The sequence below is a fragment of the Achromobacter sp. HNDS-1 genome, from assembly GCF_040084795.1.
Lineage (GTDB): Bacteria > Pseudomonadota > Gammaproteobacteria > Burkholderiales > Burkholderiaceae_B > Achromobacter > Achromobacter ruhlandii.
The window spans coordinates 2,723,222-2,746,114 of the sequence record NZ_CP157584.1 but is presented as its reverse complement, the minus strand read 5'-3'; the positions used below and the strand labels follow the sequence as shown (position 1 = coordinate 2,746,114).

Annotated in this window: 26 protein-coding genes; 4 read left to right on the top strand and 22 right to left on the bottom strand. The window is 67.6% G+C overall.

Features of this window, described 5'->3' with window-relative positions; translation table 11 throughout:
• Window positions 1-23: 23 nt before the first annotated feature.
• The gene (locus ABFG95_RS12710; protein WP_175144705.1) at window positions 24-887 is read left to right on the top strand and encodes a LysR substrate-binding domain-containing protein; all 864 of its coding nucleotides are present in this window, start codon (window positions 24-26) and stop codon (window positions 885-887) included.
• Window positions 888-962: 75 nt separating this feature from the next.
• On the opposite strand, the gene ABFG95_RS12705 is transcribed toward ABFG95_RS12710, so the two are convergent.
• Both ABFG95_RS12705 and ABFG95_RS12700 read right to left on the bottom strand, forming a co-directional pair.
• Window positions 963-1,154 (bottom strand): DUF2970 domain-containing protein, encoded by a 192-nt coding sequence (locus ABFG95_RS12705; RefSeq protein WP_278991311.1) that lies wholly within the window; start codon window positions 1,152-1,154, stop codon window positions 963-965.
• Between the two features lie 84 nt (window positions 1,155-1,238).
• Window positions 1,239-2,162, bottom strand: coding sequence for a LysR family transcriptional regulator (locus ABFG95_RS12700; protein WP_068981217.1), 924 nt, complete (start codon window positions 2,160-2,162; stop codon window positions 1,239-1,241).
• Between the two features lie 319 nt (window positions 2,163-2,481).
• Between ABFG95_RS12700 and ABFG95_RS12695 the strand changes: the two genes are divergently transcribed.
• A complete protein-coding gene (locus tag ABFG95_RS12695; protein ID WP_278991309.1) occupies window positions 2,482-3,816 on the top strand; it encodes a DUF3100 domain-containing protein in 1,335 nt (444 codons plus the stop codon).
• Window positions 3,817-3,988: 172 nt separating this feature from the next.
• On the opposite strand, the gene ABFG95_RS12690 is transcribed toward ABFG95_RS12695, so the two are convergent.
• From ABFG95_RS12690 to ABFG95_RS12635, 12 genes are all read right to left on the bottom strand, one after another.
• Entirely contained in the window at window positions 3,989-4,570 is a 582-nt protein-coding gene (locus ABFG95_RS12690; protein ID WP_049076637.1) for a hypothetical protein, read from the bottom strand.
• Between the two features lie 131 nt (window positions 4,571-4,701).
• The gene (locus ABFG95_RS12685; protein ID WP_278991307.1) at window positions 4,702-5,550 is read right to left on the bottom strand and encodes a class I SAM-dependent methyltransferase; all 849 of its coding nucleotides are present in this window, start codon (window positions 5,548-5,550) and stop codon (window positions 4,702-4,704) included.
• A gap of 379 nt (window positions 5,551-5,929) precedes the next feature.
• Window positions 5,930-6,535, bottom strand: coding sequence for a glutathione S-transferase (locus ABFG95_RS12680; protein ID WP_006390017.1), 606 nt, complete (start codon window positions 6,533-6,535; stop codon window positions 5,930-5,932).
• Window positions 6,536-6,560: 25 nt separating this feature from the next.
• A complete protein-coding gene (locus tag ABFG95_RS12675; protein WP_278991304.1) occupies window positions 6,561-8,267 on the bottom strand; it encodes an FAD-dependent oxidoreductase in 1,707 nt (568 codons plus the stop codon).
• Window positions 8,268-8,272: 5 nt separating this feature from the next.
• On the bottom strand, window positions 8,273-9,013 hold the full coding sequence (locus tag ABFG95_RS12670; protein ID WP_063581622.1) for an SDR family NAD(P)-dependent oxidoreductase: 741 nt from the start codon (window positions 9,011-9,013) through the stop codon (window positions 8,273-8,275).
• 8 nt (window positions 9,014-9,021) lie between these two features.
• Window positions 9,022-9,777: an SDR family oxidoreductase gene (locus ABFG95_RS12665; protein WP_064527314.1), complete on the bottom strand. Its 756-nt coding sequence runs from the start codon at window positions 9,775-9,777 to the stop codon at window positions 9,022-9,024.
• Between the two features lie 13 nt (window positions 9,778-9,790).
• Window positions 9,791-10,498: an ABC transporter ATP-binding protein gene (locus ABFG95_RS12660; RefSeq protein ID WP_194957127.1), complete on the bottom strand. Its 708-nt coding sequence runs from the start codon at window positions 10,496-10,498 to the stop codon at window positions 9,791-9,793.
• Window positions 10,499-10,502: 4 nt separating this feature from the next.
• Entirely contained in the window at window positions 10,503-11,267 is a 765-nt protein-coding gene (locus ABFG95_RS12655) for an ABC transporter ATP-binding protein (protein ID WP_348995991.1), read from the bottom strand.
• Complete coding sequence (locus ABFG95_RS12650) at window positions 11,264-12,268, bottom strand: branched-chain amino acid ABC transporter permease (RefSeq protein WP_348995990.1); 1,005 nt, start codon at window positions 12,266-12,268, stop codon at window positions 11,264-11,266. The genes ABFG95_RS12655 and ABFG95_RS12650 overlap by 4 nt, the downstream gene beginning before the upstream one ends.
• Window positions 12,265-13,167: a branched-chain amino acid ABC transporter permease gene (locus ABFG95_RS12645; protein WP_054417916.1), complete on the bottom strand. Its 903-nt coding sequence runs from the start codon at window positions 13,165-13,167 to the stop codon at window positions 12,265-12,267. The genes ABFG95_RS12650 and ABFG95_RS12645 overlap by 4 nt, the downstream gene beginning before the upstream one ends.
• A 122-nt stretch (window positions 13,168-13,289) precedes the next feature.
• On the bottom strand, window positions 13,290-14,501 hold the full coding sequence (locus tag ABFG95_RS12640; protein ID WP_348995989.1) for an ABC transporter substrate-binding protein: 1,212 nt from the start codon (window positions 14,499-14,501) through the stop codon (window positions 13,290-13,292).
• Window positions 14,502-14,593: 92 nt separating this feature from the next.
• Window positions 14,594-15,385, bottom strand: a complete 792-nt coding sequence (locus ABFG95_RS12635) for an SDR family oxidoreductase (protein WP_049076620.1) — start codon at window positions 15,383-15,385, stop codon at window positions 14,594-14,596.
• 226 nt (window positions 15,386-15,611) lie between these two features.
• On the opposite strand from ABFG95_RS12635, the gene ABFG95_RS12630 reads away from it, so the two are divergent.
• Window positions 15,612-16,268 (top strand): GntR family transcriptional regulator, encoded by a 657-nt coding sequence (locus tag ABFG95_RS12630; protein ID WP_230846684.1) that lies wholly within the window; start codon window positions 15,612-15,614, stop codon window positions 16,266-16,268.
• 519 nt (window positions 16,269-16,787) lie between these two features.
• Here ABFG95_RS12630 and ABFG95_RS12625 read toward each other — a convergent pair.
• Both ABFG95_RS12625 and ABFG95_RS12620 read right to left on the bottom strand, forming a co-directional pair.
• Window positions 16,788-17,438: a carbonic anhydrase gene (locus tag ABFG95_RS12625; protein ID WP_049076615.1), complete on the bottom strand. Its 651-nt coding sequence runs from the start codon at window positions 17,436-17,438 to the stop codon at window positions 16,788-16,790.
• A 166-nt stretch (window positions 17,439-17,604) separates the two neighbouring features.
• The gene (locus ABFG95_RS12620; protein ID WP_049076613.1) at window positions 17,605-17,940 is read right to left on the bottom strand and encodes an FxLYD domain-containing protein; all 336 of its coding nucleotides are present in this window, start codon (window positions 17,938-17,940) and stop codon (window positions 17,605-17,607) included.
• A 468-nt stretch (window positions 17,941-18,408) separates the two neighbouring features.
• On the opposite strand from ABFG95_RS12620, the gene ABFG95_RS12615 reads away from it, so the two are divergent.
• Entirely contained in the window at window positions 18,409-18,780 is a 372-nt protein-coding gene (locus ABFG95_RS12615; protein ID WP_049076604.1) for a PsiF family protein, read from the top strand.
• Between the two features lie 180 nt (window positions 18,781-18,960).
• Here the strand turns inward: ABFG95_RS12615 and ABFG95_RS12610 are convergent, their stop codons facing one another.
• The 6 genes from ABFG95_RS12610 to ABFG95_RS12585 are packed head-to-tail and all read right to left on the bottom strand — an operon-like array spanning window position 18,961 to window position 22,809.
• Window positions 18,961-20,001 carry a cyclase family protein gene (locus ABFG95_RS12610; RefSeq protein WP_348995988.1) on the bottom strand — a complete coding sequence of 347 codons (1,041 nt, stop codon included), beginning with the start codon at window positions 19,999-20,001 and terminating at the stop codon, window positions 18,961-18,963.
• A gap of 3 nt (window positions 20,002-20,004) precedes the next feature.
• Entirely contained in the window at window positions 20,005-20,784 is a 780-nt protein-coding gene (gene pcaD, locus ABFG95_RS12605) for a 3-oxoadipate enol-lactonase (RefSeq protein WP_049076601.1), read from the bottom strand.
• A 55-nt stretch (window positions 20,785-20,839) separates the two neighbouring features.
• On the bottom strand, window positions 20,840-21,136 hold the full coding sequence (locus ABFG95_RS12600) for a YciI family protein (RefSeq protein WP_006390035.1): 297 nt from the start codon (window positions 21,134-21,136) through the stop codon (window positions 20,840-20,842).
• A 12-nt stretch (window positions 21,137-21,148) separates the two neighbouring features.
• Entirely contained in the window at window positions 21,149-21,424 is a 276-nt protein-coding gene (catC, locus tag ABFG95_RS12595) for a muconolactone Delta-isomerase (RefSeq protein WP_020926098.1), read from the bottom strand.
• A 54-nt stretch (window positions 21,425-21,478) separates the two neighbouring features.
• Window positions 21,479-22,123, bottom strand: a complete 645-nt coding sequence (locus ABFG95_RS12590; protein WP_020926099.1) for a 3-oxoacid CoA-transferase subunit B — start codon at window positions 22,121-22,123, stop codon at window positions 21,479-21,481.
• Window positions 22,120-22,809 carry a 3-oxoacid CoA-transferase subunit A gene (locus tag ABFG95_RS12585; protein ID WP_006390038.1) on the bottom strand — a complete coding sequence of 230 codons (690 nt, stop codon included), beginning with the start codon at window positions 22,807-22,809 and terminating at the stop codon, window positions 22,120-22,122. Before ABFG95_RS12585 ends, ABFG95_RS12590 begins: the two co-directional genes overlap by 4 nt.
• Window positions 22,810-22,893 lie beyond the last annotated feature (84 nt).

Here is a 22,893-nt window from a genome sequence, read left to right as displayed (position 1 = left end):
AAATTTCATCATGAGTTGATGCCATGGACTTCGATACCGCGTTGCTGCGCACCTACGTCGCGGTCAAGGAGGCCGGCGGGTTCACCCGCGCCGGCGAACGGCTGCACCTGAGCCAGTCGGCCGTCAGCCACCAGATCCGGCGCCTGGAGGAGCAGGCCGGCACCGCGCTGCTGGTCCGCACCACCCGCAGCCTGGCGCTGACGGAGGACGGCGAGGACTTCCTGCGCTACGCCGAACAGGTGCTGCGCGCCCAGGACGCGCTGGCGCGGCGCTTCCAGCGGTCGTCGGTGGCGGGGGCGGTGCGCCTGGGCGTGCCCGAGAACTTCATGGGCGAACGCCTGCCGTTGCTGCTGGCGCGGTTCGCGCGCGCCTTTCCGGCGGTGCGCCTGGACGTGGTGGTCGGCAGCTACCTGGATCTGCGCACCCAGGTCGAGGCGGATGCGCTGGATCTGGCCGTGGTGATGGCGTTGCCCAGCGAACCCGAGCGCGGCGCGATGCTGCGGCGCACGCGCTTCGTGTGGGCGGCCGCGCACGCATTCGATTTTCCCGATGACGAGCCGATCCCGCTGGCTTTCGCGCCGTCGCCCTGTGTGCATCGGCTGGTGGGCGTGGATGCGCTGCAGGCGGCCGGTTTGGAGTGGCGGGTGGCGTTCACCTCGCCCAGCCAGGAGGGCCTGCGCGCGGCGGTGCTGGCGGGGCTGGCGGTGACGGCGCTGCCGCAAGAGGACGTGCGGCCAGGCATGGACGTGATCGACGGCCGCTACGGCCTGCCGCCGTTGACGCATGCTGACTTCAGGTTGATTTCCCGCCAGGTGGAACCGCAGGCGCCGGCGGTGCGGGCCTTCGGGCAACTGCTGACGGAAATGTCGGCGCTGGCGCTGCCTTAGCGTGCTGGCTCGCGGCTTCGCGGGCACGCGATCCATCCAGTGATGCCTGGGCGTCGTTGCCGATCGCGCGGCGGCCTACAGCGCGGCGTTGACGGCCCAGCGCGCCACCAGCACCAGGATCACGACCAGGCAGGCGGCCATCAACAGGCCGGTGAGGATCAGCGGGGTGGGCTTGTTGTGGGCGATGTCGGCGTCGTAGCCGCGGCCGCGGCGCACGCCGAAAAAGCCCCACAGCACGGATTTGACCGTGCGCAGGAAGCTGAGCATGGCGGGTCTCCAGACAGGGGATGGACCCACTGTAGCCGCCCCGGCGCGGGCGCGGCAGGTGCAGATTGGCCCCAGGCGACCGTATCAGATGGCGCCGGCGGCGGGCGTGCCGATGCCGCGCACGATGTGGTCCAGCAGTTCGCGCGCCGCCGGCGAGATGTGACGGCCGGCGCGGCTGAGCACGTGCAGGCTGCCCTGGTTGAGGATGGGGTTGGCCAGCGGCAGGCTCGCCAGCCGCATCGCGGCCATGTCGGCGGTGACGGCGATGGGCGGCGTCAGGGCATAACCGATGCCGGTGGCGGCGAACTGCCACAACGCCTTGAACGACGAGGTGGTCAGCACGTTGCGCAGCCGCACCTGTTCGCTGATCTCGGCGGCCTGGATGTGCTGGCGCACGCCGAAGCCTTCCTGCATCGCGGCGCCGGGGTACTCGACCAGGTCGGTCAGCAGCAGCGGGCGCTGCAGGCGCGTCAAAGGATGCTCCTGGCGCACGATGGCGCGGATCGGCTCGGGGCGAGAGTAATGCGTGCGCAGCCGGGCGTCGTTGGGCGGCTGGAACACCAGGCCGATGTAGGCCTGGTCGTCGACGATGCGCTGCACGATTTCCGAGGTGCGGGCCACGTCGATGTCCAGCGTGACTTCCGGATGATTGCGCCAGTAACCGGGCAGGACGCGGTCGAACATCAGCTCGACGAAGCCTTCGCCCAGCACCAGGTCGATGTGGCCGCGCTCCGCCTTGCGCAGGCTGTCGATCTCCGAGAAGAAGCTCTCCTGGATGTTCTGCTGGCGCTTCACGTAGCGCGCCAGGATGTGGCCGGCGTCGGTCGGCACCACGCCGCGGCCGCGCCGCTCGAACAGGGCCATGCCGCAGTCGCGCTCCAGCGCGGCGATGGCGCGGCTGACGGCGGACGGGTCCATGTTCAGGACTTCGGCGGCGCCGCGCACCGAGCCGCGGCTCATGACCTGCATGAAGTAATGGGTGCGGCGGGCGTCGAGTTTTTCGTCCATGGCGGTGCTCCGTGGCGCAAAGGCATCGGTTCGGTCTGCAATATATTGAGGGTTTACCCTTATATATTGCTGGTTCTTGCAAAAAATTCCCTGTCCAGGGGCGTCCGTTGCATTTTACGCAACACATTAGCCCTGGCGGTGTCATGGTTGGTCCGGCGGGCCCCGGGCGAAAATCGCCGCTGCCGCCCGCTCGCATCGCGAGCCGTCCCTACGGACCGCCCGCGCACGCCGTCCCGCACCAGCCGTTCAGCGGGGCTGGCCCGTCACGGACATGCCGATCGGGCCGCGCCATACCTACTCACGTACTCAGGGGAATCCGATGTCTCAAGCCGGCGCCAGCCAGGCCATGCCCGCCATGTCGCTATCCAGCCGCCTCCGCATGCTCGTCGCCATCTTGCTGGTGGTGCTCGTGTCCGAAGCGATCGGCAGCGTCACCTTCGCGGTGGGCCCGGGCAAGATCGTTCTGCAGCCCATGCTCTGGGCCATCTTCATCGGCGCGGTCGTGGCCGCCTTCGGCCAGCGCCTGCCGGCCAACGCGGGTATCGACACCGCCATGCAGACCCGCATCAGCGGCTACCTGCAATACGCGCTGCTGCCGTTCCTGGCCAAGCTGGGCCTGATGGTGGGCGGTTCGCTGCCGCAGGTGCGCGAAGCCGGCTGGGCCCTGGTGTTCCAGGAATTCGGCCACTTCTTCGGCACCATGGCGATTGGCCTGCCGCTGGCGCTGCTGCTGGGCATCAAGCGCGAAGCCATCGGCGCGACGTTCTCGGTGGGCCGCGAGCCCAGCCTGGCGATCATCGGCGAGCGCTACGGCATGAATTCGCCCGAAGGCCGCGGCGTGATGGCCGAGTACATCACCGGCACCGTGATCGGCGCGCTGTTCGTGGCGCTGATGGCCGGCTTCATCACCAGCCTGAACATCTTCGATCCGCGCTCGCTCGCCATGGGCGCCGGCGTGGGCTCGGGCAGCATGATGGCCGCGGGCGTGGGCGCCATCGCTTCGCAGCAGACGCCGGAAGTGGCGCACCAGGTGGCCGCGCTGGCCGCCGCCGCCAACCTGCTGACTACGGTGGTGGGCGTGTACTTCACGCTGTTCATCTCGCTGCCGACGACTGTATTCCTGTACGGCAAGCTGGAGCCGGTGCTGGGCCGCTTCTCGCGCGGCAAGGCCGACACGGCCGCCGATGCCGCGGCCGCCACCGAAGCGCCGTCGCACGCCGTGAAGATGGGCTTCGGCGACCGCCTGACCGCCTACGCCGTGTGCGGCCTGTTCGCGCTGGTCGGCAATCAGTTCGGCTACAAGGTGCCGATCCTGGACGCGCTGCCCGGCATGCTGATCATCATCCTGCTGGTCGTGATCGCCGACCTGCTGCTGCGCGTGGTGCCCAAGCTGCCCGCCGTGGCGGTGCTGTCGCTGATCGCCATGACCGTGGGTTGCCCCGGCGCGGTGCCGTACTCGGACCAGATCATCGCCGCGGTCAACAAGGTCAACTTCCTGCCGTTCACCACGGTGATCCTGGCGATGGCCGGCCTGTCGATCCTGAAGGACCTGCCGGCCTTCCGCAAGCTGGGCTGGAAGATCGTGGTGGTGTCGCTGGCGGCCAACGCCGGCACCTTCCTGGGCGCGACGATGATCGCCGAGTTCTTCCACTGATCGGACCTCGCCGTCCGGCAAGTGAAAAGCCGCCCGTGTGGGCGGCTTTTTTCTTGCGTGGATCGGCGCAGCGGTGCACGTGAGCGTTATGTGAGGCGCCCTCTACACGAGCCCTTCATGTCTCGCGCCAGGGCGCCCCCAAGGCGCGGGGCGCGCCTGCGCGGTTCAATCATCAAGTGCGCGCGTTGGGCCGGTAGCGGGCTTGATCGGTGACGTTCTCGGTGGGGCCGATGTTCTCGACCTTGGGGATGCCGAGGCCCGCGGCCTTCATGGCCACGGCGGTCTGCAGTTCCTGCACTTGCGGATTGCCCATGGCCACGCGGTAGGGTTGCAGCGGCGTCAGGCCCTCGATGGTGCCGAGGTCGTTGGCGCTGTCGGCGCGCAGCGCCACCGGATCGGGGCGCGCCGAGAATTCGTCGATGGCGCGGCGCAGGCGGGCGTCCGCGTACAGGTCGCGCAGCTGGTCGACATTGATGGCGGCGGGCGCGGCGGCCGCGAGGGCGACCGCTTTGGATGGGGTGTTGGCGACGACGCGGCTGGTATCGGCGTCGTCGGCCTGCGGCGGGGCCGCGCGGGCGATGCGCTGGGCCTGCCACGCGGCCTGCGCCTGCGCGCTGCGTTGCGCCTGGCGCGTGGCGGCGTTACGGGCGGCCCATTCGGCTTCCCAGACGGGGCGGGTATCGTCCAGCAGCGGAATGCGCGCGGCATACGGCGGGGCGACGCGGGCGATGGGGGAGACGGCGGTCACGTTCATGCGTGGGCTCCCGGTGCATGAGGTTACAGGTTGGTCTGGCCGGTATCTCGAAAGTTCAATATAGGCCGCGCCGCCGCCGCTGGCATTTCAATCTGTAAGGAAAGGCACCTGATTCGAATCGCCCTGTGCAGTCAGGCTGACTCCGCGCCCGCCGAAGGACTTTTCTGGCTCACCAAAAAGAGATTCCGATTGAACAAGGTCGGACGAGACAGGTTGGTTCGGAACTGCGCTTTTTTTTCCGTCCAGAGGACGGGGTTATTCCGCAGCCTTCGTCGTGCTCTCCACATGGATTTGAGATTGAGCAGAACGATGATGGGAAGCAGAAATGGAATAAGCAGCAGGGAAGAGGTGCTCTTGTGTGTCGGCAGTTCGCGAATGTCGGTGAAACCGGCCACTCGATGTAGCGTGCGCAGGCGTTGGACGCCCGCCAGGAAGATGTGGCCGTAGTAGGTCCGCGTTTGGGAGGCCCCGCCGGGCCCGGTATGCTCCATGCGCCAGGCGGACTCTTCGGCGGCATAGGGTGTATCACGCAGCAGTTGGGATTCAAACACCAAGTTGGCCAATCTGCCGACCAAATTGGAAATATTGGGTGTCGTGATCACCAGCGTGCCGCCAGGCTTCAGTACACGGTGGAATTCCTGCAAGGCAAGCAATTGATTCGGCAGATGCTCGATGCCTTCCTGGCATACGACGATATCGATCGAGTCGTCCGGAATAGGCAGGCGTTCGGCCAAATCCGCGAATTGGGCTTGGCCATCCAGTAAAAAACTCTCTGGAAACAGATCATAGGCCAGTACGTCGGCCCCGGACTCTCGCAAAACGGCGGTGGCACGACCATCGCCGCACGGGATATCAAGAGCAACCTTTCCATGCAGTGTCGGCAGCGATTGGATGTATTGCTTGACCCAGGGATAGATGCCGCTGGTGGGAAACTTTGGAACAGGCTTGCTCATGAATCGGTGGTGCCACGCATACAGCAAAACGATTGATCTGGTTCAGCGGCGATGAGCGCATTGGTCCGCCGCAGCTTGATCAACATGGTTACCGATCGGGCATCGTGAAATCAATATGTATGACAGGGCTGAGTTCCATATTCGCCCTTCACTCGGTCTGAAACTGATGGGTCATGCTTCAAGTGGGAAAGAATGCAGCATTAGGTTTCAATGAATCGAGCAGTCATGGCCCCGACATCTATTTGAAAAGTCGCGTGATCGACTCGAGCCATTTCACGATAAAAAAAGCCCCTGGCAAGCGCCAGGGGCGAGCGGCGGGCCCAAGGGGGCGCGCCGTACCGGGCGGCCGTTGCGCCTGGAGCCCGGCGGGTTCTCCAGGACTGGCGGCCGCCCAAACCGGAGCGGGTCAGGCGTGCGGCAGCGTTGCCTGCATCGACGGGCGCTGGTTGAACGCCTTGAACCACGCGGCGACGGCAGGGTGGCCGGCGCGCCAGTCGAAATCGGGGTAGCGGAAGTCCAGGTAGCCCAGCGCGCAGCCGACGGTGATGGTGCCGATGTCCAGGCGGCCTTCCAGGCGGGCGGCGGTCTTCTCGAGCAGCGCCAGGCCATCGCGCACCTTGCCCATCTGGCCCTCGTACCAGCCGTCCCAGCGCAGCGGCTCGGGACGCAGCACGGTCTCGTAGCGCGCGAGCAGCGCGGCGCCCAGCATGCCGTCGCCCAGCGATTGCTCGGCCAGCGCGGCCCAGCGGGTGGCGCCGGTGGGGAACAGCGCGCCCTTGCCCAGGTCGTTCAGGTATTCGCAGATGACGCGGCTGTCGAACAGGCGCTGGCCGTCGTCGGTGATCAGCGTCGGTACCTGGCCCAGCGGATTGTCCGGGATGATGTTCTGGTCGCGGGCCACGGGGCCGGCGGCGCTGGGCAGTTTCTCGATGCGGTCGGCCAGGCCCAGTTCGTGGGCGATGACCATGCATTTGCGCACGAAGGGCGAGGCGGGCGAAAAGTAGATCTTCATGGGGTTCCTTGTCAGGGGTGGTGCGTCAGTGTTGGCCACGGGCCAGGTGTTGTCCAGCGACCCAGCCGAAAGTCAGGGCGGGTCCGAGCGTGATGCCGGGCGCGGGATAGGCGCCGCCCATGACGGAATGCATGTCGTTGCCGGCCACATAAAGGCCGGGGATCGGCTGGCCGGCGGCGTCCAGCGCCTGCGCGTTGCCATTGGCGGCGATGCCGCAGGCGGTGCCGATGTCGCCGGCATAGACCTTGACCGCGTAATAGGGGCCGGCGCCGAGCGGGGCCAGGCAGGGGTTGGGCTGGTGCTCGGGATCGCCCAGGTAGCGGTTGTAGGCGGTGCTCCCCTTGCCGAAGTCGGGGTCCAGGCCTTGCGCCGCGTATTCGTTGTAGCGCGCGACGGTCGCGTGCAGCGCAGCGGGCGGCACGCCCAGTTTCTGCGCCAGCGCCTCCAGCGTTGTGCCTTGCAGCAGGTAGCCGGCATCGATGAGATGCTGGCGCGGCCGTCCGCCGGGCAGCGCCAGGCCCAGCCCCCAGGTATCGATGAAGCGCTGGTCGCACAGCAGGAAGGCCGGCATGGTCGGCGCCTGTTCGTGGCTGCGGTACATGGCCTGCACGAAGGCGTGGTACGAGGTCGATTCGTTGACGAAGCGGCGGCCGGCGCCGTTGACGGCGATCAGCCCCGGCTTGGCGCGGTCCCACACCAGGTGCGGATAGTGCAGCCGCTTGCCGCCAGGTTGTTCCAGGATCGAGACCGGGGCCCAGAAGGCGGGGCTGGAATGGCCCTGGCCCAGCGCCGCGCCGGCGTCCTCGGCCAGGCGGATGCCGTCGCCGGTATTGTCGCGCGGCGACATCGACCAGTCGTCGGTGGGGTGGGGATAGGTCTGGCGGCGGCGCGTCGAATCCCACGGGAAGCCGCCCGTGGCCATGACCACGCCCCGGCGGGCGCGGATGTTGATGTGCCGGCCTTGATGCTCCACGGTGGCGCCCAGTACCGCGCCATCGGCATCGCGCAGCAGCGCCAGCGCCGGCGTGTTGAGCCAGTACGGCACCTTGCGCGCCAGCATGGCGTGGAACAGTTGCGCTGCCAGCGCGTTGCCCAGCAGCAGGCGGGTGCCGCGGTGGTAGCCGCGCAGGCGGTCCGCGCCATAGCGCAGCACCAGCTTCATGGCGTGGCGCCACGAGGCGAACGCGCGGGTGGCGCGCAGCAGGTGGCGCACGTCCGTGATGCTGACCATCATGCCGCCCAGCACAGTGAACTCCTTCAACGGATCGCGCAGCGTCTTGAAGTGGCGGCCCAGCTTGCGGCCGTCGAATTCCACCGGATCGAGCGAGCGGCCGCCCATGGCGGCGCCGGGCAGGTCGGGGTAGTAGTCGGGCGAGGCGGTGCGCGCGGCCACGCGCAGGAAGCCGCGCGCGACCAGGTCATTCATCATGCGCGGGCCGGCGTCCAGATAGGCGCGCTTCATCTCGTCGGAGGCCGCGGCGCCGACGGTTTCCTGCAGATAGGTCCAGACCTTGTCGAAGCTGTCCGGATGGCCGGCGGCCTCCGTCTGCGCGTTCAGCGGTATCCATAGCGCGCCGCCGGAAATGGCGGTCGAGCCGCCGATGCGGTCGGTCTTCTCGATGAGCAATACGTCCAGGCCCGCCACGCTGGCGGTCAGCGCGGCGCTCATGCCGCCCGCGCCCGAGCCGACCACGAGCGCGTCGACTTCCTTGTCCCACTTGATGCTGTCCATGCTGCCTATGCTCCCGACCCGCCGAGCGACTTGCCGCCGTCCACGAAGATCACCTGGCCAGTGATGAAGTCCATTTGCGGCGAGGCCAGGAACGACACCGCGTTGGCCACGTCTCGCGGCTGGCCGGCGCGGCCCGTGGGCTGCAATGCCAGCTGGGCCGCCAGGCGCTCGGCGCTCAGGTTGCGCAAGAGCGGCGTGTCGATCAGCCCGGGGGCGATGGCGTTGACCAGGATGCCGCGCGCCGCCAGCTCCATGGCCGAGGCGCGGGTGTAGCCCACCAGCGCGGCCTTCGAGGCCACGTAGTGCGGATGGTTGCGCGCGCCCAGGTAGGCGCGGGAGGCGATGTTGACGATCTTGCCGCCGGCGGCCATGTCGCGCGCGGCTTCCTGCGTCAGCGTGGCGACGGCCAACAGGTTGACGTCGAACATGCGGCGGTAGTCGTCGCTGGAGACGTCGAAGAATTTGCGTTCGTCGAACAGGCCGGCGTTGTTGACCAGCGCCGCCAGCGGCGCCAGTTCGCGCACCAGGGCGCGGGTGGCGTGTTCGTCGGCCAGGTCGACCACGCGGTAGTCCACGTCCAGGCCCTGCGCGCGCAGCGCCTGGGTTTCCTGGTCGGCCAGGGCCGCGTTACGGTCGGCCATGACGACCCGAAAGCCGTCGCGCGCCAGCCGTTCTACGATCGCCAGGCCCATGCCGCTGGCGCCGCCGGTCACCAGCGCGGTGCCACGAGAATTGAGGGGTTCCATATCGATTCCTATACGGCCAGGTAGCCGCCGTCCACCGGCAGCACCACGCCATTGACGTAGCTGGCCATGGCCGAGGCCAGGAACAGCACGGGGCCGACGATCTCGTCGGCGCGTCCGGCCCGCGCCATCGGCGCGCGCCGCATGTACCAGTCGGTGCCGTGGGCCTGGGCGCGCTGGCCGGCGGTCATCTCGGTTTCCATCAGGCCGGGGGCCACGGCGTTGACGCGCACGCCGTGCGGCGCCAGGTCGCGCGCCAGCACTTCGGTGAAGGAGCGCACGCCGCCCTTGGAGACCACGTAGCCGGCGGTCGAGATGCCGCAGCCGTAGGCCACGATCGAGCACAGGTTGACGATGGCGCCGCGGCTGGCCTTGAGCTGTTCGACAAAGGCGTGGGTGACGTTGAAGGTGCCTTGCAGGTTCACGTTCATCACGCGTTCCCAGATCTGCGGCGTCTGCGGATCGTCGAACGGCGCCCGCGCCGAGATGCCGGCGTTGTTGACGAGCACGTCGATGGGGCCGTGGCGCGCTTCGCATTCGGCGGCGAAGGCGCGCACCGCGGCGGCGTCGGTCACGTCCAGCGCGGCGTCGATGGCGCGGCCGCCGGCGGCCGCGATGGCCTGGGCGCTGGCGCGCGCCAGGGCGGGATCGAGGTCGGCCACGATCACGCTGGCGCCTTCGCGGGCGAAGCCCTGCGCGATGGTGGCGCCCAGGCCGCGTCCGGCGCCGGTGACGAGGACTCGCTTGTCTTGCATCATCAGGGGCATGGTTTGTTGGCTCCTAGCCGCCCAGGTAGGCGCGCTGCACGCCTTCGTCGCTGGCCAGCGCGGCCGATGCGCCTTCCAGCGCGATCTCGCCGTTTTCCAGGATGTAGGCGTAGCTGGACACCGACAGCGCCAGCTTCACGTTCTGTTCCACCAGCAGGATGGTGATGCCCTGCTCGCGGTTCAGGCGCAGCACGATGTCGAAGATCTGTTCCACCACCAGCGGCGACAGGCCCATGGACGGTTCGTCCAGCAGGATCATGCGCGGGCGCGCCATCATGGCGCGGCCGGTGGCCAGCATCTGCTGTTCGCCGCCAGACAGCGTGGCGGCCTTCTGTTCGAAGCGCTCGCGCAGCCGCGGGAAGGTGTCGCAGACCATGTCCAGGTCGGCCTTGACCGCCTGGCGGTCCTGGCGCAGGTAGGCGCCCATTTCCAGGTTCTCGCGCACGCTCATCTCGCGGAAGATCTCGCGGCCTTCCGGCACCTGCACGATGCCGCGGCTGACGATGGCGTCGGCCGGCTGGCGGTGGATGGCCTCGCCGGCAAAGCGCACGCTGCCGGCGGTGGGCGTCACCAGCCGCGAGATCACGTTGAGCGTGGTGGACTTGCCGGCGCCGTTGGCGCCCAGCAGCGCGACGATGGCGCCTTGCGGCACCTTCAGCGACACGTCCTGCAGGGCGCGGATATTGCCGTAGGCGGCGCTGACCGATTCGACTTCAAGCAGGTTCTCAGCCACCGGCGGCTCCCTTGCCCAGATAGGCTTCGATGACGCGGGGGTTGCTGCGCACCTCCGCGGGCGTGCCTTCGGCGATCTTCTCGCCGAATGACATGACGGTGATGCGATCCGAGATCGACATCACCAGCTGCATCACGTGCTCGACCAGCAGCACCGTGATGCCGTCGCGTTCGCACAGCTCGGTGAGGATGCGGTCAAGCGTCTCGATTTCGCGGTTGCGCAGGCCGGCGGCGGGCTCGTCCAGCAACAGCAGCTTGGGCGAGATGGCCAGCGCGCGCGCCAGTTCCAGCATCTTCTGGCGGCCGAAGTCCAGGCTGCACGCGGGCGTGTCGAGGAAGTCGGCCAGGCCGACGCGTTCCAGCAGGTGCTCGACGCGTTCGCGCGCCTCGGCATTGGCTGGACGCAGCAGGCGCGAGGCCGTGTTGGCGCCGTGCGCATAGGTGCCCAGCAGCGCGTTCTCGCGCACCGTCAGCGCGCTGAACAGCTCCAGGTTCTGGAAGGTGCGGGCCACGCCCAGCGCGGCCATTTCGTGCGGCTTCTTCTTCGTGATGTCGACGCCGTCGAACACAATGCGGCCCTGCGTCGGCCGGTAGTAGCGCGAGACGCAGTTGAAGGTGGTGGACTTGCCGGCGCCGTTGGGGCCGATCAGCGCGTGGATGCGGCCGCGCTCGACCTGCATCGACAGGCCGTTGATGGCGGTCAGGCCGCCGAACTTCACCGTCAGGCTCTGGACGTCGAGGTAGGGTTGGGCGCTCATGCCGCGCTCCTTTGCGTGGGTTTGGCGGTCGCGCCCTGCGCGTCCCGGCGCGCGGGCAGCGGCGCGGCCGGAGGCGGCGCGCGGCGGCGCGCCTCGCGGCTGGCGAACAGGCCCTTGGGCGCGAACATCATGAAGCCCATCAGGATCACGCCGTAGATGATTTCCTGGAACGACAGCGCCTGGCGCAGCAGCTCCGAGATCAGGCCGAAGCCGATGGCGCCGGCGATGGCGCCGCGCACCGAGCCGATGCCGCCCACCACCACCATGGTGAGGATCAGGATGGTGGTCTGGAAGCCCAGGCTTTCCGGGTGGATGAACGAGGCGAAGGTGGTGTACATGCCGCCGGCGATGCCGGCGTAGGCGGCCGACAGCGTGAAGGCGGTGCGCTTGATGGCATTGACGTTCACCCCCATGGCCTGCGCCGCCACGTCGCTCTCGCGCACGGCGCGAAAAGCCGAGCCCAGCTGCGAGCGCGACAGGGCCACGGTGATCCACAGCAGCAGCGCGGCGATCGCGACCACGAACGGATAGGCCTTGATGTCGGTCACCAGTTCATAGCCGAACAGCGTGGCCGGCGAAATGCGGAAGCCGTTCGAGCCATTGGTCACCGCCTGCCAGTTCAGGAACACCCACTGCATCGCCTCGCCGAAGGCGAAGGTCGACAGCGCCAGGTAGATATCGCGCATGCGCAGCGCCAGGGCGCCGATGATGTAGCCCAGCAGCGCGGCCAGCAGCCCGCCCGCCAGGATCGAGAGGAAGAAGGGCGGGTGCCAGAGGTTGTTGATCAGCCCCGCCGTATAGATGCCGACGCCATAGAACGCGGCGTGCGACAGGGCGAACTGCCCGGTCTCGCCGATGACGATGTGCAGGCCCAGGGCCAGCACCACGAACACCATCAGCAGGTTGACGACGTAGATCACATAGCCGCTGGCCATGAACGGCAGGGCCGCCAGCGCCACGGCCATGAGCGCCAGCAGGGCGCGGTCGGTATTGGGTTTCATACTTTTTTCACTTGCAGTTTGCCGCCCAGCAGGCCTTGCGGACGCAGCAGCAGCACCACCATGATGGCGACGAAGGGCGCCACCACGATGGCGTTGGTCGAAATGAACAGGCCCACCAGGTTCTCGGCCACGCCGATCACGAAGCCGCCGACCACCGCCCCGGGCAGGCTGGTGATGCCGCCGACGATGGCGGCCGCGTAGGCCAGGATGGCGATGTGGCCGATGTCCGGCGTGATCAGGATCTTGGGCGTGATGAGCAGCGCGGCCACGGCCGAGATCAGCCCGGACAGCGCCCACACCATCATGCGGATGCGCGTCAGGTTCACGCCCACCAGGCGCGCGGCCTTGGGGTTCATGCCGACGGCGCGCATGGCCTTGCCGACACGCGTATAGGTGAACATCCCGTACAGCAGCAGCATCACGCCCACGGCCACCGCGAAGATCACCAGGTCCAGCTGCGTCAGCACGGCGTCGCCGATGAGGATGGCGTCGGTCGGAGCCAGCGGCGGCAGCGAGCGCGGCGTGTCGCCCAGCCCGCTCTGGCGCACCAGCCCTTTGAGGGCGTAGGCCAGGCCCAGCGTGGCGATCACCATCTGCACGCCTACGCCCCTGGAGGCGATGACGCGCTCCATGACGACGCGCTGGAACAGGCCGGAGACCACGGCCACCACGGCCAGCGTCACCGGAATGACCGCCAGGTAGGGCCAGCCCATCACCAGGGTCAGGAACAGGGCGATGTAGCCCCCGACCATGAAGATCTCGCCCTGGGCGAAGTTGGGCACATCCGTGGTCTTGAAAATGATGACAACGGCGACCGCCAGCAGCGCGTACACGCTGCCCGTCACCAGTCCCGACAGCACCCCCTGCTGCAGGAACAACCAGATATCGGCAAAGCTCATGATGGTCTCCGGCGGTCCGCGCGGCGCTGCGCCGCGGCGCGGACTGGGTGCGCTGTCCCGCGGATACGCCCGCACGTCATGCGCACGTATCTACGGGACAGCACACTGGCCTGTGTCGGCGGTTACGGTTGGTACTGCCAGACGCTCTTGAAGGCGCCCGGCACGAGCGACATGTTGGTGCCGTCGAACTTGATGTAGATGGCCGATTCCTGCGCGGCGCGGTCGTTCGGGCCGAACTCGATCGGGCCGGCCATGACGCCGGAATCGAACTTCATGGTCTCCAGCGCGGCCAGCACCTTCTCGCGGGTGGGCTGCGGGCCAGCGGCCTTGAGCGCATTGACCACCGCCATCGCCGGCGGCAGGCCGTAGGGCATGTAGGTCTGCGGGTGGCCGGGCTTGGCGGCCAGGTCCGGATAGGCCTGCTTGTACATGTCGTAGACCCAGGTCAGCTTGGGCCCGCCGGGCATGTCGCTCAGCACTTCCTGGATGTAGACATTCTTGAAGGCGTCCTTGTTGCCGACGTTCTCCACCAGCTGCTTCAGGTCGGCGGTGCCGTTGACGGCCAGCACGATGGGCTTGTTCCAGCCCAGTTCCTGCGCCTTCTTGATGATCAGCGCGGCGGGGCGGGCATACGTCGTCAACAGCAGCACGTCCGGGTTGGCGGCGCGGATCTTGAGCATCGGCGCGGTGACGTCGGTGATGTTGGGATTGACCGATTGCACCTGCAGGTTCACGTTGCCCAGCTGCTTGGCCTGGGCCTGCGCGGCTTCCAGGTTCCAGCCGCCGTAGGCGTCGTCGTGGTTGATGTAGCCGATCTTGGTGGCCTTCAGGTGCTCGTTGGCGAACTGCACCATCGAACCGCCCACGGCGTGCTGCGAGATCGAGAACGCGCCGTAGATGTATTTGGACGGCGGATACAGCGCGCCGTCGCCCGAGGCGTTGAGCATGACCAGCGGCACCTTCTCGCGCTCGACATATTCGCGCGCGGCCACCACGGCGGCCGAGCACGAGCCGCCGTTCAGCAGGAACACCTTGTCCTGCTCGGTCAGCTTCTTGACCGCCGCCACCAGGTCGTTGGCGTTGCAGCGGTCGTCCTCGATCACCAGTTCGATCTGGCGGCCGTTGACGCCGCCTTCCTTGTTGACCTTGGCGTACCACATCTTGGCGGCGTTCAGCACGTCGAAACCGTAGGCCATGCCGCTGCCCGAGAGGGGCGCGAACAGGCCGATGCGGATGGTCTTGTCGGTGATGCCGGGTTCCTGCTGGGCCTGGGCGGAGGCGCCCAGGGCAAGGGCGCATAGCGCGGCGGCCGCGTGGCGGCGAAGGGGCTTCATGGTTTGTCTCCCGTTTTTTGAGTGCGCGCCTTTATCCATGGCGCGTTGCTGCGTGGCGGCTAGGCCGCCGGATTGGGTTCACTGCACAGTGTTCATTGCATGCGGTAGCCGCCGTTCACGTCGATGACGCTGCCGGTGATGTAGCCCGCTTCTTCCGAGGCCAGGAAACGCACGGCCGCGGCGACGTCGTCCACCGTGCCGATGCGGCCCAGCGGAATCGCCTGCGCCGCGGCGGCCAGCGCACCGCTGCTGGTGACGGTGCTGCGCAGCATGTCGGTGTCGATCAGCCCCGGCGCGATGCCGTTGACCGTGATGCCCAGGTGCGCGGACTCGCGCGCCATGGCCTTGGTCAGGCCCAGCACGGCGGATTTGGCGGCGATGTACGAGGCGCTGGAGCGATAGCCGCCCAACTGCGCGGCGACCGAGGTGAAGGTGACGATGCGGCCATGCTGGAGCGGCGCGGCTTCGCGCCGGCGCAGGTAGGCGCGGCCGCACAGGAACACGCCGCGCGCGTTGACGGCGAAGCTGCGTTCCCAGATGTCGAGCGTGGTGTCCTTGATCAGCGGGCGTTCGCCGTTGGCCTGGAACAGCAGCAGGCCGGCGGCGCTGACCAGCACGGCGATGGGGCCGTGAGTCTTTTCGATCTGGTCGAACGCCGTTTCGACGGCGCTTTCGTCGCTGACGTCGAAGGCATGAGCGCTGTGCGGCGCGCCGAGTTCGTCGGCCACGCGACGGGCGCGCTGGGCGTCCACGTCCGACACCACCACGCGGTAGCCGGCGCGGGCCAGCTCCTGGCAGATGGTGGCGCCGATGCCGCCGCCGCCGCCGGTGACGAGCGCGAGCCGCGGGGCCGGGCCCGCGGCCGGCGTGGATACATTGGACATGCTGTCTCCTGTTGCGCGGATTCGCCTGCCTTGGAAACGGCGTCCGCTGATCTGAATTTTTGGCGATTATGTATACATGAAGGGGTGGCAGGTATAGGGGGTTTCCCGTATTTATCGAGGAGCCTTGACTGTTCTCATTGGGGAAAGCCCTAGCGCGGTGGTAAGGGGCGGTGTCGCATGTATTCTTCATGTATACAATGCGGGCATGGATACGCTATCTCAACACGTGACCGATACGCTGCGGGACTGGGTGCTGCATGGCAAGTTCAGCCCCGGGGCCCGCCTGGAGGAAATCCCGCTGGCCGAGAAACTGGGGGTGTCGCGCACGCCGGTGCGGGCGGCCCTGGCGACGCTGGGCAACGAGGGGTTGCTGGAGCACCTGCCCAAGCGCGGCTACACCGTGCGGGCCTATGACCTGGCCGAGATCGTGGCGGCTTACGAGGTGCGGGCGGCGCTCGAAGGCCTGGCCTGTCGGCAGGCAGCGCTGCGCGGTTTATCGAATGACGCGGTGGCGGTGCTGAAGAACTGCCTGGACGAAGGCGATCGCATTCTCGGCAAGGGCGTGCTGCTGGCGGAGGATCATCTGCCGTACCAGCAGGTCAACATCACGCTGCACAACGGGATCCTGGAGGCGGCGGGCAATCCGTGGGTGAAGCGGTTCGCGACGCAGGCGCAGGCGATTCCGTATGCGTCGGATCGGATCATCCTGTGGGAGGACCATGGGATCATTCTGCGGTCGCATGATGATCATCATCGGATCGTGAATGCCATTATTGCGCGGGATGGGGCGCGGGCCGAGGATCTGATGCGGGAGCATGTCTACTATGCGGGGATCATTCTTAAGAATAATTATGAGAGGTTGGCGCAGGCCTATCGGGTCTAAGGGGGCTGGCGGTTGGGTTCTTTAGCCGGGGGAGCCGGGGCAGGCGGGGGATGGCGGGGCTACGATTGCGGTCCGGAGCCTTCGCTCCGGACTGCCCCTTCCTCATCTTCGTCCAGGCCTTCGGCCTTCCCTTCAGATTCCGTCGGGCGCATCTACACGCCCCGCCATCCCCCGCCTGCCCCGGCTCCCCCTTTTGATGAGACTTAACGGCCGGGCTTTGGGGCGAGTTGTGTGCTTGGCGTTTTTGCCAGCGATCGGGGGTAGGGGAAGGTCTTGCGGGGTCGCCAAAGGCGGCCGCGCGGGCGGCCTTCTTTGGCGTTTGGGTGTCTGGCGTCGGGGGGATGACGCTGCGCGCTGGTGATGGCGTTGCGCTGGCCGTGTGATGTTGCGGCTGCGCAGTGACGGTTTGGCGTGCTTGCCGCGGTTGCATGGCGCGGATGCGCCTGCGCTATTTGCCCGTGGCGGGCTGTGGCGGCGCTGCCTGCACGCGGCGGCCGAGCCGCCGCGTTCGCGGAGCGATCAGCCGGGCAGGCCGGTTTCCAGGCAGGGACTGAATTCGCCGGTGGCGGGGTCGCGCAGGAACAGGACGCCGGTGGCGACGCCGAAGTAGGTGCCGTGCAGCTCCAGGTCGCCGCTTTCGACGCGGCGGCGGATGGAGGGGAAGGTCATCAGGTTGTTCAGGCTGTGGCCGATGACGGCGAGTTCGAGGCGCTTGAGGTTGGCGGCGCGGTCGTCGCCGCCGGGGCCGAGTTCTTCGGCGACGGGCGCGATCTGGGACATCCACTTGCCGATGAAGTCGCCCTTGGTGAGCGGCTTGGCGTCGTCGAAGAAGGCGCGGATGCCGCCGCAGGAGGCGTGGCCGAGGACGACGATGTGTTTGACGTTCAGGCCGTTGACGGCGAACTCGATCGCGGCGCTGGTGCCGTGGTACGAGGATTCGGAATCGGGATCACAGGGCGGGACCAGGTTGGCGACGTTGCGCACGACGAACATTTCGCCGGGGCCGGCGTCGAAGATCGCTTCGGGCGAGACGCGCGAGTCGCAACAGCCGATGATCAGGATTTCCGGGCTTTGCCCAGTTTCGGCCAGCTTTTCGTAGCGGCTGCGTTCGGAATGGAAACGGCCGGCGAGAAAGGACTGATAGCCTTCGGTGAGTCTTTTGGGAAACATGATCTTTTCACTTCCTTGGTAACGAGGCCGGGCATGCCGGCGTGCCGGCAGACGCAACAAGGGGCTTCGTGTGGAAGCCCCTTTTGTCGAGTCGGCTGCGGAATTTTCCCACAATTGGCCTGACGCCGGCTTGACTAAACCCTATCCAGATAAGGGTTTTTTTGGATTATCGGGCGCGGATGTCCAGGGCGGTGACCTTGGCGAATCGGAGCGGCGTGATGGCGCGGATGGTCTTGATCTGGCCCGGCGCCAGGGGGCCGATGTCGTCATCGCGCACCCGGCCGATCTCGCGGCCCTGGTCGTCGTAGAGGACGAAAGTCAGCATCACGTAGTTGACGGCGCGGCTGGACTGGTTGGCGAGCAAGCCGGTGATGGTGGACTGGTTTTCGTTGGTGTCGCGGACGGCCTGGATATTGCCGAGCGTGACGCCGTACAGGCTTTGCGCGTTGGCGGCGCCGGTCAGGCCGGCCAGCAATGCGAGGATGGCGAGGGCGGATTTCATGGCGGTCTCCTGTTGCCCGGCTGCCGGGGCGTCCCGGTCGCGGTCTTTGGCGTCGCGTGTCGGGGCATGCGTCTATCTCACACCTTTCCCGACCCGGGCACAACGGCCCAAAGGGATGAATGGGTAACAGGTTGCTGGGGATAGCCGCAGATTCCGCCGTGGATGCCACAAGTGCATCGGAATGTCTCCAACTTGCGGGCGTTTCAGGCGATTTGGGTGGAATCTCGGCGCGGTGGCGCGGGTGGGCGGTGCACGGTTTTCGGAGGAAAAATGGCCGTCGCCGGAACGGTCTGGCACCACCTTTCTGTAAGCTGAATGATCGCGGCGGCGTTAGCATTTGTTGTCCTTTCGACGCTTGCGAAGCATGCGGCTTTGTCCGATGATGACCACGCCGGCAACTTGGCCGGCGGATCTTGCGGCCCGGGCGCGCGCCAGGATGGCGCCGGCGGGCGATCAAGGGAGGAACTCATGCTTTCTCGTACTAGCCAATTGGCTTCGGCCATCGTGTTGTCCGCCTGTTTCCTGGGCGCCGTCCACGCCCAGACGCCGGCCGCCGCGCCCGCACCCGCCAAGACCCCCGCGCCCGCCGCCACGCCGGCAGCCAAGACGCCGACCCCGCAGCAGCAGCGCATGGCCGATTGCAACAAGTCGGCCGAAGGCAAGAAGGGCGATGATCGCAAGACGTACATGAGCGCCTGCCTGAAGGGCGAGGCGCCGCCGCCCGCCAAGCAGCTGACGCCGCAGCAGCAGAAGATGAAGGACTGCAACGCCAAGGCCGGCGAACAGAAGCTGACCGGCGACAAGCGCAAGACCTTCATGAGCACCTGCCTGAAAGGCTGAACGCGGCGTGGATTCCGCGTAAGTGAAAAGCGCCGGCCGTTGAACGGACCGGCGCTTTTTTCTGCGCGTCGCAAGCAGGACGTGATCGATTACCGCGGGCCCGGATCACGGCACGGTCGTTGACGACCCAGCCCGCCAGGCGGGCCTCCCGGCCGCGCCCGGCGCGACCCGAGGCGTGGCCTACACCGTGGCGATCGGCGTGACCGGCGAGCCGATCGCGTGCGGCAGGCGCAGCGGCGGGGCGGTCAGCATGAAGCGGTGGCGGCCGTTGGCATGCAGCCACTCGGCCAGCTCCTTCACGTACCACAGCTCGGCCAACGGCAGGCCCAGCTTGAACAGGCAGTGGTGGTGCAGCGGCAGCATGGCGCGCGGGCCGGTTTTCTCGCGCGCGGGATAGGCTTCCACGGCGTAGTTGTCGGCGCAGATGGCGGCGATGCCGCTGTCGGTGATCCACTGCAGCAGCGCGGCGTCGGTGCCATCGAGCGCGGCGCCGTAGGTGTGCAGCACCTCGGCGTCGGGCTTGCCGGCCATGGCGACCACGGCTTCGGCGTAGCCGGTGCGCAGCACCAGCATGTCGCCGGCCTCGATCTCGATGCCGTCCGTCTTCAGCACGTGCTGGATCTCGGCGTGGCCGATCAGGGTGCGGCCGGGGCCGTAGTGGCGCGCCAGGTCCAGCAGCACGCCGCGGCCCTGCATGCCTTTCTGCGCCAGGTTCTCGACGCCGAGCTTCAGCGCGGCCGAGGGGCCGCCGCTGTTGCAGCCGCAGCCGGTGTGGTCGCCGTCGGCCGGGCCGACGACGTCGACGCCGGCCTGGTAGCCGTTGTAGTAGCGCAGCTCGGGCTTGCCGTCGCCGTCGGCGTCGAACAGCGCGCCGACGTGCGCCAGCGCGTCCCATTGCGTCGAGTACTGCATCGACAGCAGCACCTGGTCGTCGCTCAGCACGTCGACCGCGTCCGGGTTGACGTTGCGCAGCGGGAAGTTCAGGTAGGGCGTGTCGGCCAGGCGCGTCGGGCTCAGTTGCGGCGGATGGCGCCGCGGGTTGAGCACGTTGCCGCCGGGCAGGTCCAGCGGCAGCGACAGGCAGAAGGTCTTGCCGGCGCGGATTTCACGCGCGCCTTTCAGGACCTGTTCTTCGGTGATGAGATTGAGGCGGCCGAGTTGGTCGTCGGGTCCGAAGTCGCCCCAGTTGGAGCCTTCGGGCCGATGGGTCCAGCGCTGCATGGCTTACTCCGCGAGGAAGTCGACCACCGCGCGGGTGAAGGCTTCCGGTTGTTCCCAGTTGGAGATGTGGGAGGTGTTCAGTTCGAGATAGCGCGCGCCGCTGATGGCGGCGGCCAGTTCCTGGCCCTGCGCGGGCGTGGCGGCCAGGTCGTGGGTGCTGCTGATGACCAGCGTCGGCGCCTTGATGGCCGACACCTGTTCGCGGAAGTCGGCGTCGCGCAGCGCGGCGCAGTTGCCCGAGTAGCCGGCGTCGGGGGTGCGGCGCAGCATATCGACCAGCACTTGCGACAGGCCCGGCTCGGCGGCGCGGTAGCCGTCGGTGAGCCAGCGCTCGACCAGGGTCGGGGCCATCTTTTCCAGCGTCTGCTCGGCCACGGCGGCGATGCGGGCGCTCCAGCCTTCGGCCGAGCCGATGCGCGCGGCGGTATTGCACAGGATCAGCTTGCCGATCAGCTCGGGCCGGTTCAGCGCCAGCCACAGGCCGGTGGGGCCGCCCATCGACAGGCCGCAGAAGTGGGCGCGCTCGATGTTCAGGTGCGCCAGCAGCTCGGCGACGTCGTTGCCCAGTTGCGCGAACGTGTATTCGCCGTCGGGGACCGAGGACTTGCCGTGGCCGCGGGTGTCGTAGCGCAGCACGCGGAAGTGCTTGCTCAGCGCGGGAACCTGGCGCGCCCACATGTCGGCGTTGGTGCCCAGCGAATTGGAGAGCACCAGCACCGGCGCGTCGGCGGGGCCATCGATGACGTAGAACAGCCGTGCCTGGCTGAGATCGGCGTAAGACATGCGGGAAATCCTCGGGGAATGAAAGCGCGGCCCCCCGGAGGCGGCCGCGTGGCGATTACAGATAGCAGGTGCCGTCGACGTAGGCCTTGCGCCAGCGCGTGATGGTCACGCGCTGGAACAGCTGCGCCTGGGCGAAGGGATCGGCGTCGATGAACTGCTGCGCGGCCTCGCGCGTGTCCAGGTCGACGATGTACAGGCCGCCGCCCAGGTCCTTGCCGTCATCCTGCAGCTTGGCGCCGCAGGCCAGCAGCAGATGCTTGTTGGCGTCCAGGTATTCCAGATGCGCGGCGCGATGCTGCTGGCGCACGGCCTGGTGGTCGGGCTTGTCGAAGGTTTCGATGATGTAGGGCATGGGCGGCTCCGTTCAGATGGCCGAGGGATGGCGCGCCAGCGCCGTCACCTGGATGTCCATGTACGGGAACAGCGGCAGCGACGACAGCAGCGCGTGCAGTTCGTCGTTGTCCTGCACGTCGAAGATGCTGACGTTGGCGTAGCGGCCGACCACGCGCCACAGGCTCTTCCACTTGCCGTCGCGTTGCAGCTGCTGCGCCAGGGCCTTTTCGTCGGCCTTGAGCTTGTCGGCCTGGGCGGCCGGCATGTCGACGGGCAGATTGACCTGCATTTGAACCATGAACAACATGATGGGTGTCTCCAGGAAATCGGCCCCGGCGTTGCCGGGGCGCGGGGGGAATGATCAGTTGGAAAACTTCAGCGGCAGGCCGGTCAGGCGCAGCAGTTCGTCGGCGGTGGTTTCGCCGAACATGTCGATCACCGTGACGCCGTCGGCGCGGATGTCGAACACGGCCACGTCGGTGTACACGCGCGACACGCAGCGCACGCCGGTCAGCGGATAGGTGCAGGCGTCGACCAGCTTGCTCTGGCCTTCGCGGGTCTGCAGTTCCATCATGACGAAGACGTCCTTGGCGCCGATGGCCAGGTCCATCGCGCCGCCCACGGCGGGGATGGCGTCGGGCGCGCCGGTGTGCCAGTTGGCCAGGTCGCCGTGCTGCGACACCTGGAAGGCGCCCAGCACGCAGATGTCCAGGTGGCCGCCGCGCATCATCGCGAACGAGTCGGCGTGATGGAAGAACGAGCAGCCGGGCAGTTCGGTGACGGGCTGCTTGCCGGCGTTGATGAGGTCGTAGTCTTCTTCGCCCTTGGCCGGCGCGGGGCCCATGCCCAGCATGCCGTTCTCGGTGTGCAGGATGACTTCGCGGTCGGCCGGCAGGTGGTTGGCCACCAGCGTGGGCAGGCCGATGCCGAGGTTGACGTAGGCGCCTTCAGGGATGTCCTGGGCGACGCGGGCGGCGATCTGGTCGCGGGTCAGTTTGGTGCTCATTGCTGCTCCTTGGCGGCCTGGGCGGCGTCGATCTGCACGACGCGCTGCACGAAGATGCCGGGGGTGACGACGGTTTCCGGGTCGAGTGCGCCCAGTTCCACGACTTCGCGCACCTGCGCCACGGCCACGCGCGCCGCGCTGGCCATGATGGGGCCGAAGTTGCGCGCCGTCTTGCGGTACACCAGGTTGCCCCAGCGGTCGCCGCGCTCGGCCTTGATGAGCGCGTAGTCGGCGTGCAGCGGATATTCCAGCACGTATTGGCGGCCGTTGATCTCGCGGGTTTCCTTGCCGTCGGCCAGCGGGGTGCCGTAGCCGGTGGGCGAGTAGAACGCGCCGATGCCGGCGCCGGCGGCGCGGATGCGCTCGGCCAGGTTGCCCTGGGGCACCAGTTCGAGCTCGATCTTGCCGCTGCGGTACAGGCCGTCGAAGATCTGCGAGTCCACCTGGCGGGGGAACGAGCAGATGATCTTGCGCACGCGGTTGGCGCCCAGCAGGGCGGCCAGGCCGGTGGTGCCGTTGCCGGCGTTGTTGTTGATGATGACCAGGTCCTTGGCGCCTTGCTCGAGCAGGGCGTCGATCAGTTCCATGGGCTGGCCGGCGGTGCCGAAGCCGCCGATCATGACGGTGGCGCCGTCGGGGACGTCGGCGAGGGCGGCCGCCGCGCTTGCAACAAGCTTAGAAATCATGGTGTTCGCTCATAGGTGGCGTGTCATAATTTGTTCTTAATTAGAACTTTCGTTCTTCTGAAGAACATCGTTTCATGGGGATGG

Bases quoted from the DNA above. Each gene is read 5' to 3' on its own strand.
- pcaD (WP_049076601.1), bottom strand. From the start codon at position 20,784: ATGTCTTACGCCGATCTCAGCCAGGCACGGCTGTTCTACGTCATCGAT.
- ABFG95_RS12690 (WP_049076637.1), bottom strand. From the start codon at position 4,570: ATGAACGTGACCGCCGTCTCCCCCATCGCCCGCGTCGCCCCGCCGTAT.
- ABFG95_RS12650 (WP_348995990.1), bottom strand. From the start codon at position 12,268: ATGAAACCCAATACCGACCGCGCCCTGCTGGCGCTCATGGCCGTGGCG.
- ABFG95_RS12640 (WP_348995989.1), bottom strand. From the start codon at position 14,501: ATGAAGCCCCTTCGCCGCCACGCGGCCGCCGCGCTATGCGCCCTTGCC.
- ABFG95_RS12615 (WP_049076604.1), top strand. From the start codon at position 18,409: ATGCTTTCTCGTACTAGCCAATTGGCTTCGGCCATCGTGTTGTCCGCC.
- ABFG95_RS12610 (WP_348995988.1), bottom strand. From the start codon at position 20,001: ATGCAGCGCTGGACCCATCGGCCCGAAGGCTCCAACTGGGGCGACTTC.
- ABFG95_RS12635 (WP_049076620.1), bottom strand. From the start codon at position 15,385: ATGTCCAATGTATCCACGCCGGCCGCGGGCCCGGCCCCGCGGCTCGCG.
- ABFG95_RS12705 (WP_278991311.1), bottom strand. From the start codon at position 1,154: ATGCTCAGCTTCCTGCGCACGGTCAAATCCGTGCTGTGGGGCTTTTTC.
- ABFG95_RS12670 (WP_063581622.1), bottom strand. From the start codon at position 9,013: ATGGAACCCCTCAATTCTCGTGGCACCGCGCTGGTGACCGGCGGCGCC.
- ABFG95_RS12675 (WP_278991304.1), bottom strand. From the start codon at position 8,267: ATGGACAGCATCAAGTGGGACAAGGAAGTCGACGCGCTCGTGGTCGGC.
- ABFG95_RS12590 (WP_020926099.1), bottom strand. From the start codon at position 22,123: ATGAGCACCAAACTGACCCGCGACCAGATCGCCGCCCGCGTCGCCCAG.
- ABFG95_RS12710 (WP_175144705.1), top strand. From the start codon at position 24: ATGGACTTCGATACCGCGTTGCTGCGCACCTACGTCGCGGTCAAGGAG.
- ABFG95_RS12625 (WP_049076615.1), bottom strand. From the start codon at position 17,438: ATGTTTCCCAAAAGACTCACCGAAGGCTATCAGTCCTTTCTCGCCGGC.
- ABFG95_RS12665 (WP_064527314.1), bottom strand. From the start codon at position 9,777: ATGCCCCTGATGATGCAAGACAAGCGAGTCCTCGTCACCGGCGCCGGA.
- ABFG95_RS12585 (WP_006390038.1), bottom strand. From the start codon at position 22,809: ATGATTTCTAAGCTTGTTGCAAGCGCGGCGGCCGCCCTCGCCGACGTC.
- ABFG95_RS12655 (WP_348995991.1), bottom strand. From the start codon at position 11,267: ATGAGCGCCCAACCCTACCTCGACGTCCAGAGCCTGACGGTGAAGTTC.
- ABFG95_RS12700 (WP_068981217.1), bottom strand. From the start codon at position 2,162: ATGGACGAAAAACTCGACGCCCGCCGCACCCATTACTTCATGCAGGTC.
- ABFG95_RS12645 (WP_054417916.1), bottom strand. From the start codon at position 13,167: ATGAGCTTTGCCGATATCTGGTTGTTCCTGCAGCAGGGGGTGCTGTCG.
- catC (WP_020926098.1), bottom strand. From the start codon at position 21,424: ATGTTGTTCATGGTTCAAATGCAGGTCAATCTGCCCGTCGACATGCCG.
- ABFG95_RS12600 (WP_006390035.1), bottom strand. From the start codon at position 21,136: ATGCCCTACATCATCGAAACCTTCGACAAGCCCGACCACCAGGCCGTG.
- ABFG95_RS12620 (WP_049076613.1), bottom strand. From the start codon at position 17,940: ATGAAATCCGCCCTCGCCATCCTCGCATTGCTGGCCGGCCTGACCGGC.
- ABFG95_RS12680 (WP_006390017.1), bottom strand. From the start codon at position 6,535: ATGAAGATCTACTTTTCGCCCGCCTCGCCCTTCGTGCGCAAATGCATG.
- ABFG95_RS12695 (WP_278991309.1), top strand. From the start codon at position 2,482: ATGTCTCAAGCCGGCGCCAGCCAGGCCATGCCCGCCATGTCGCTATCC.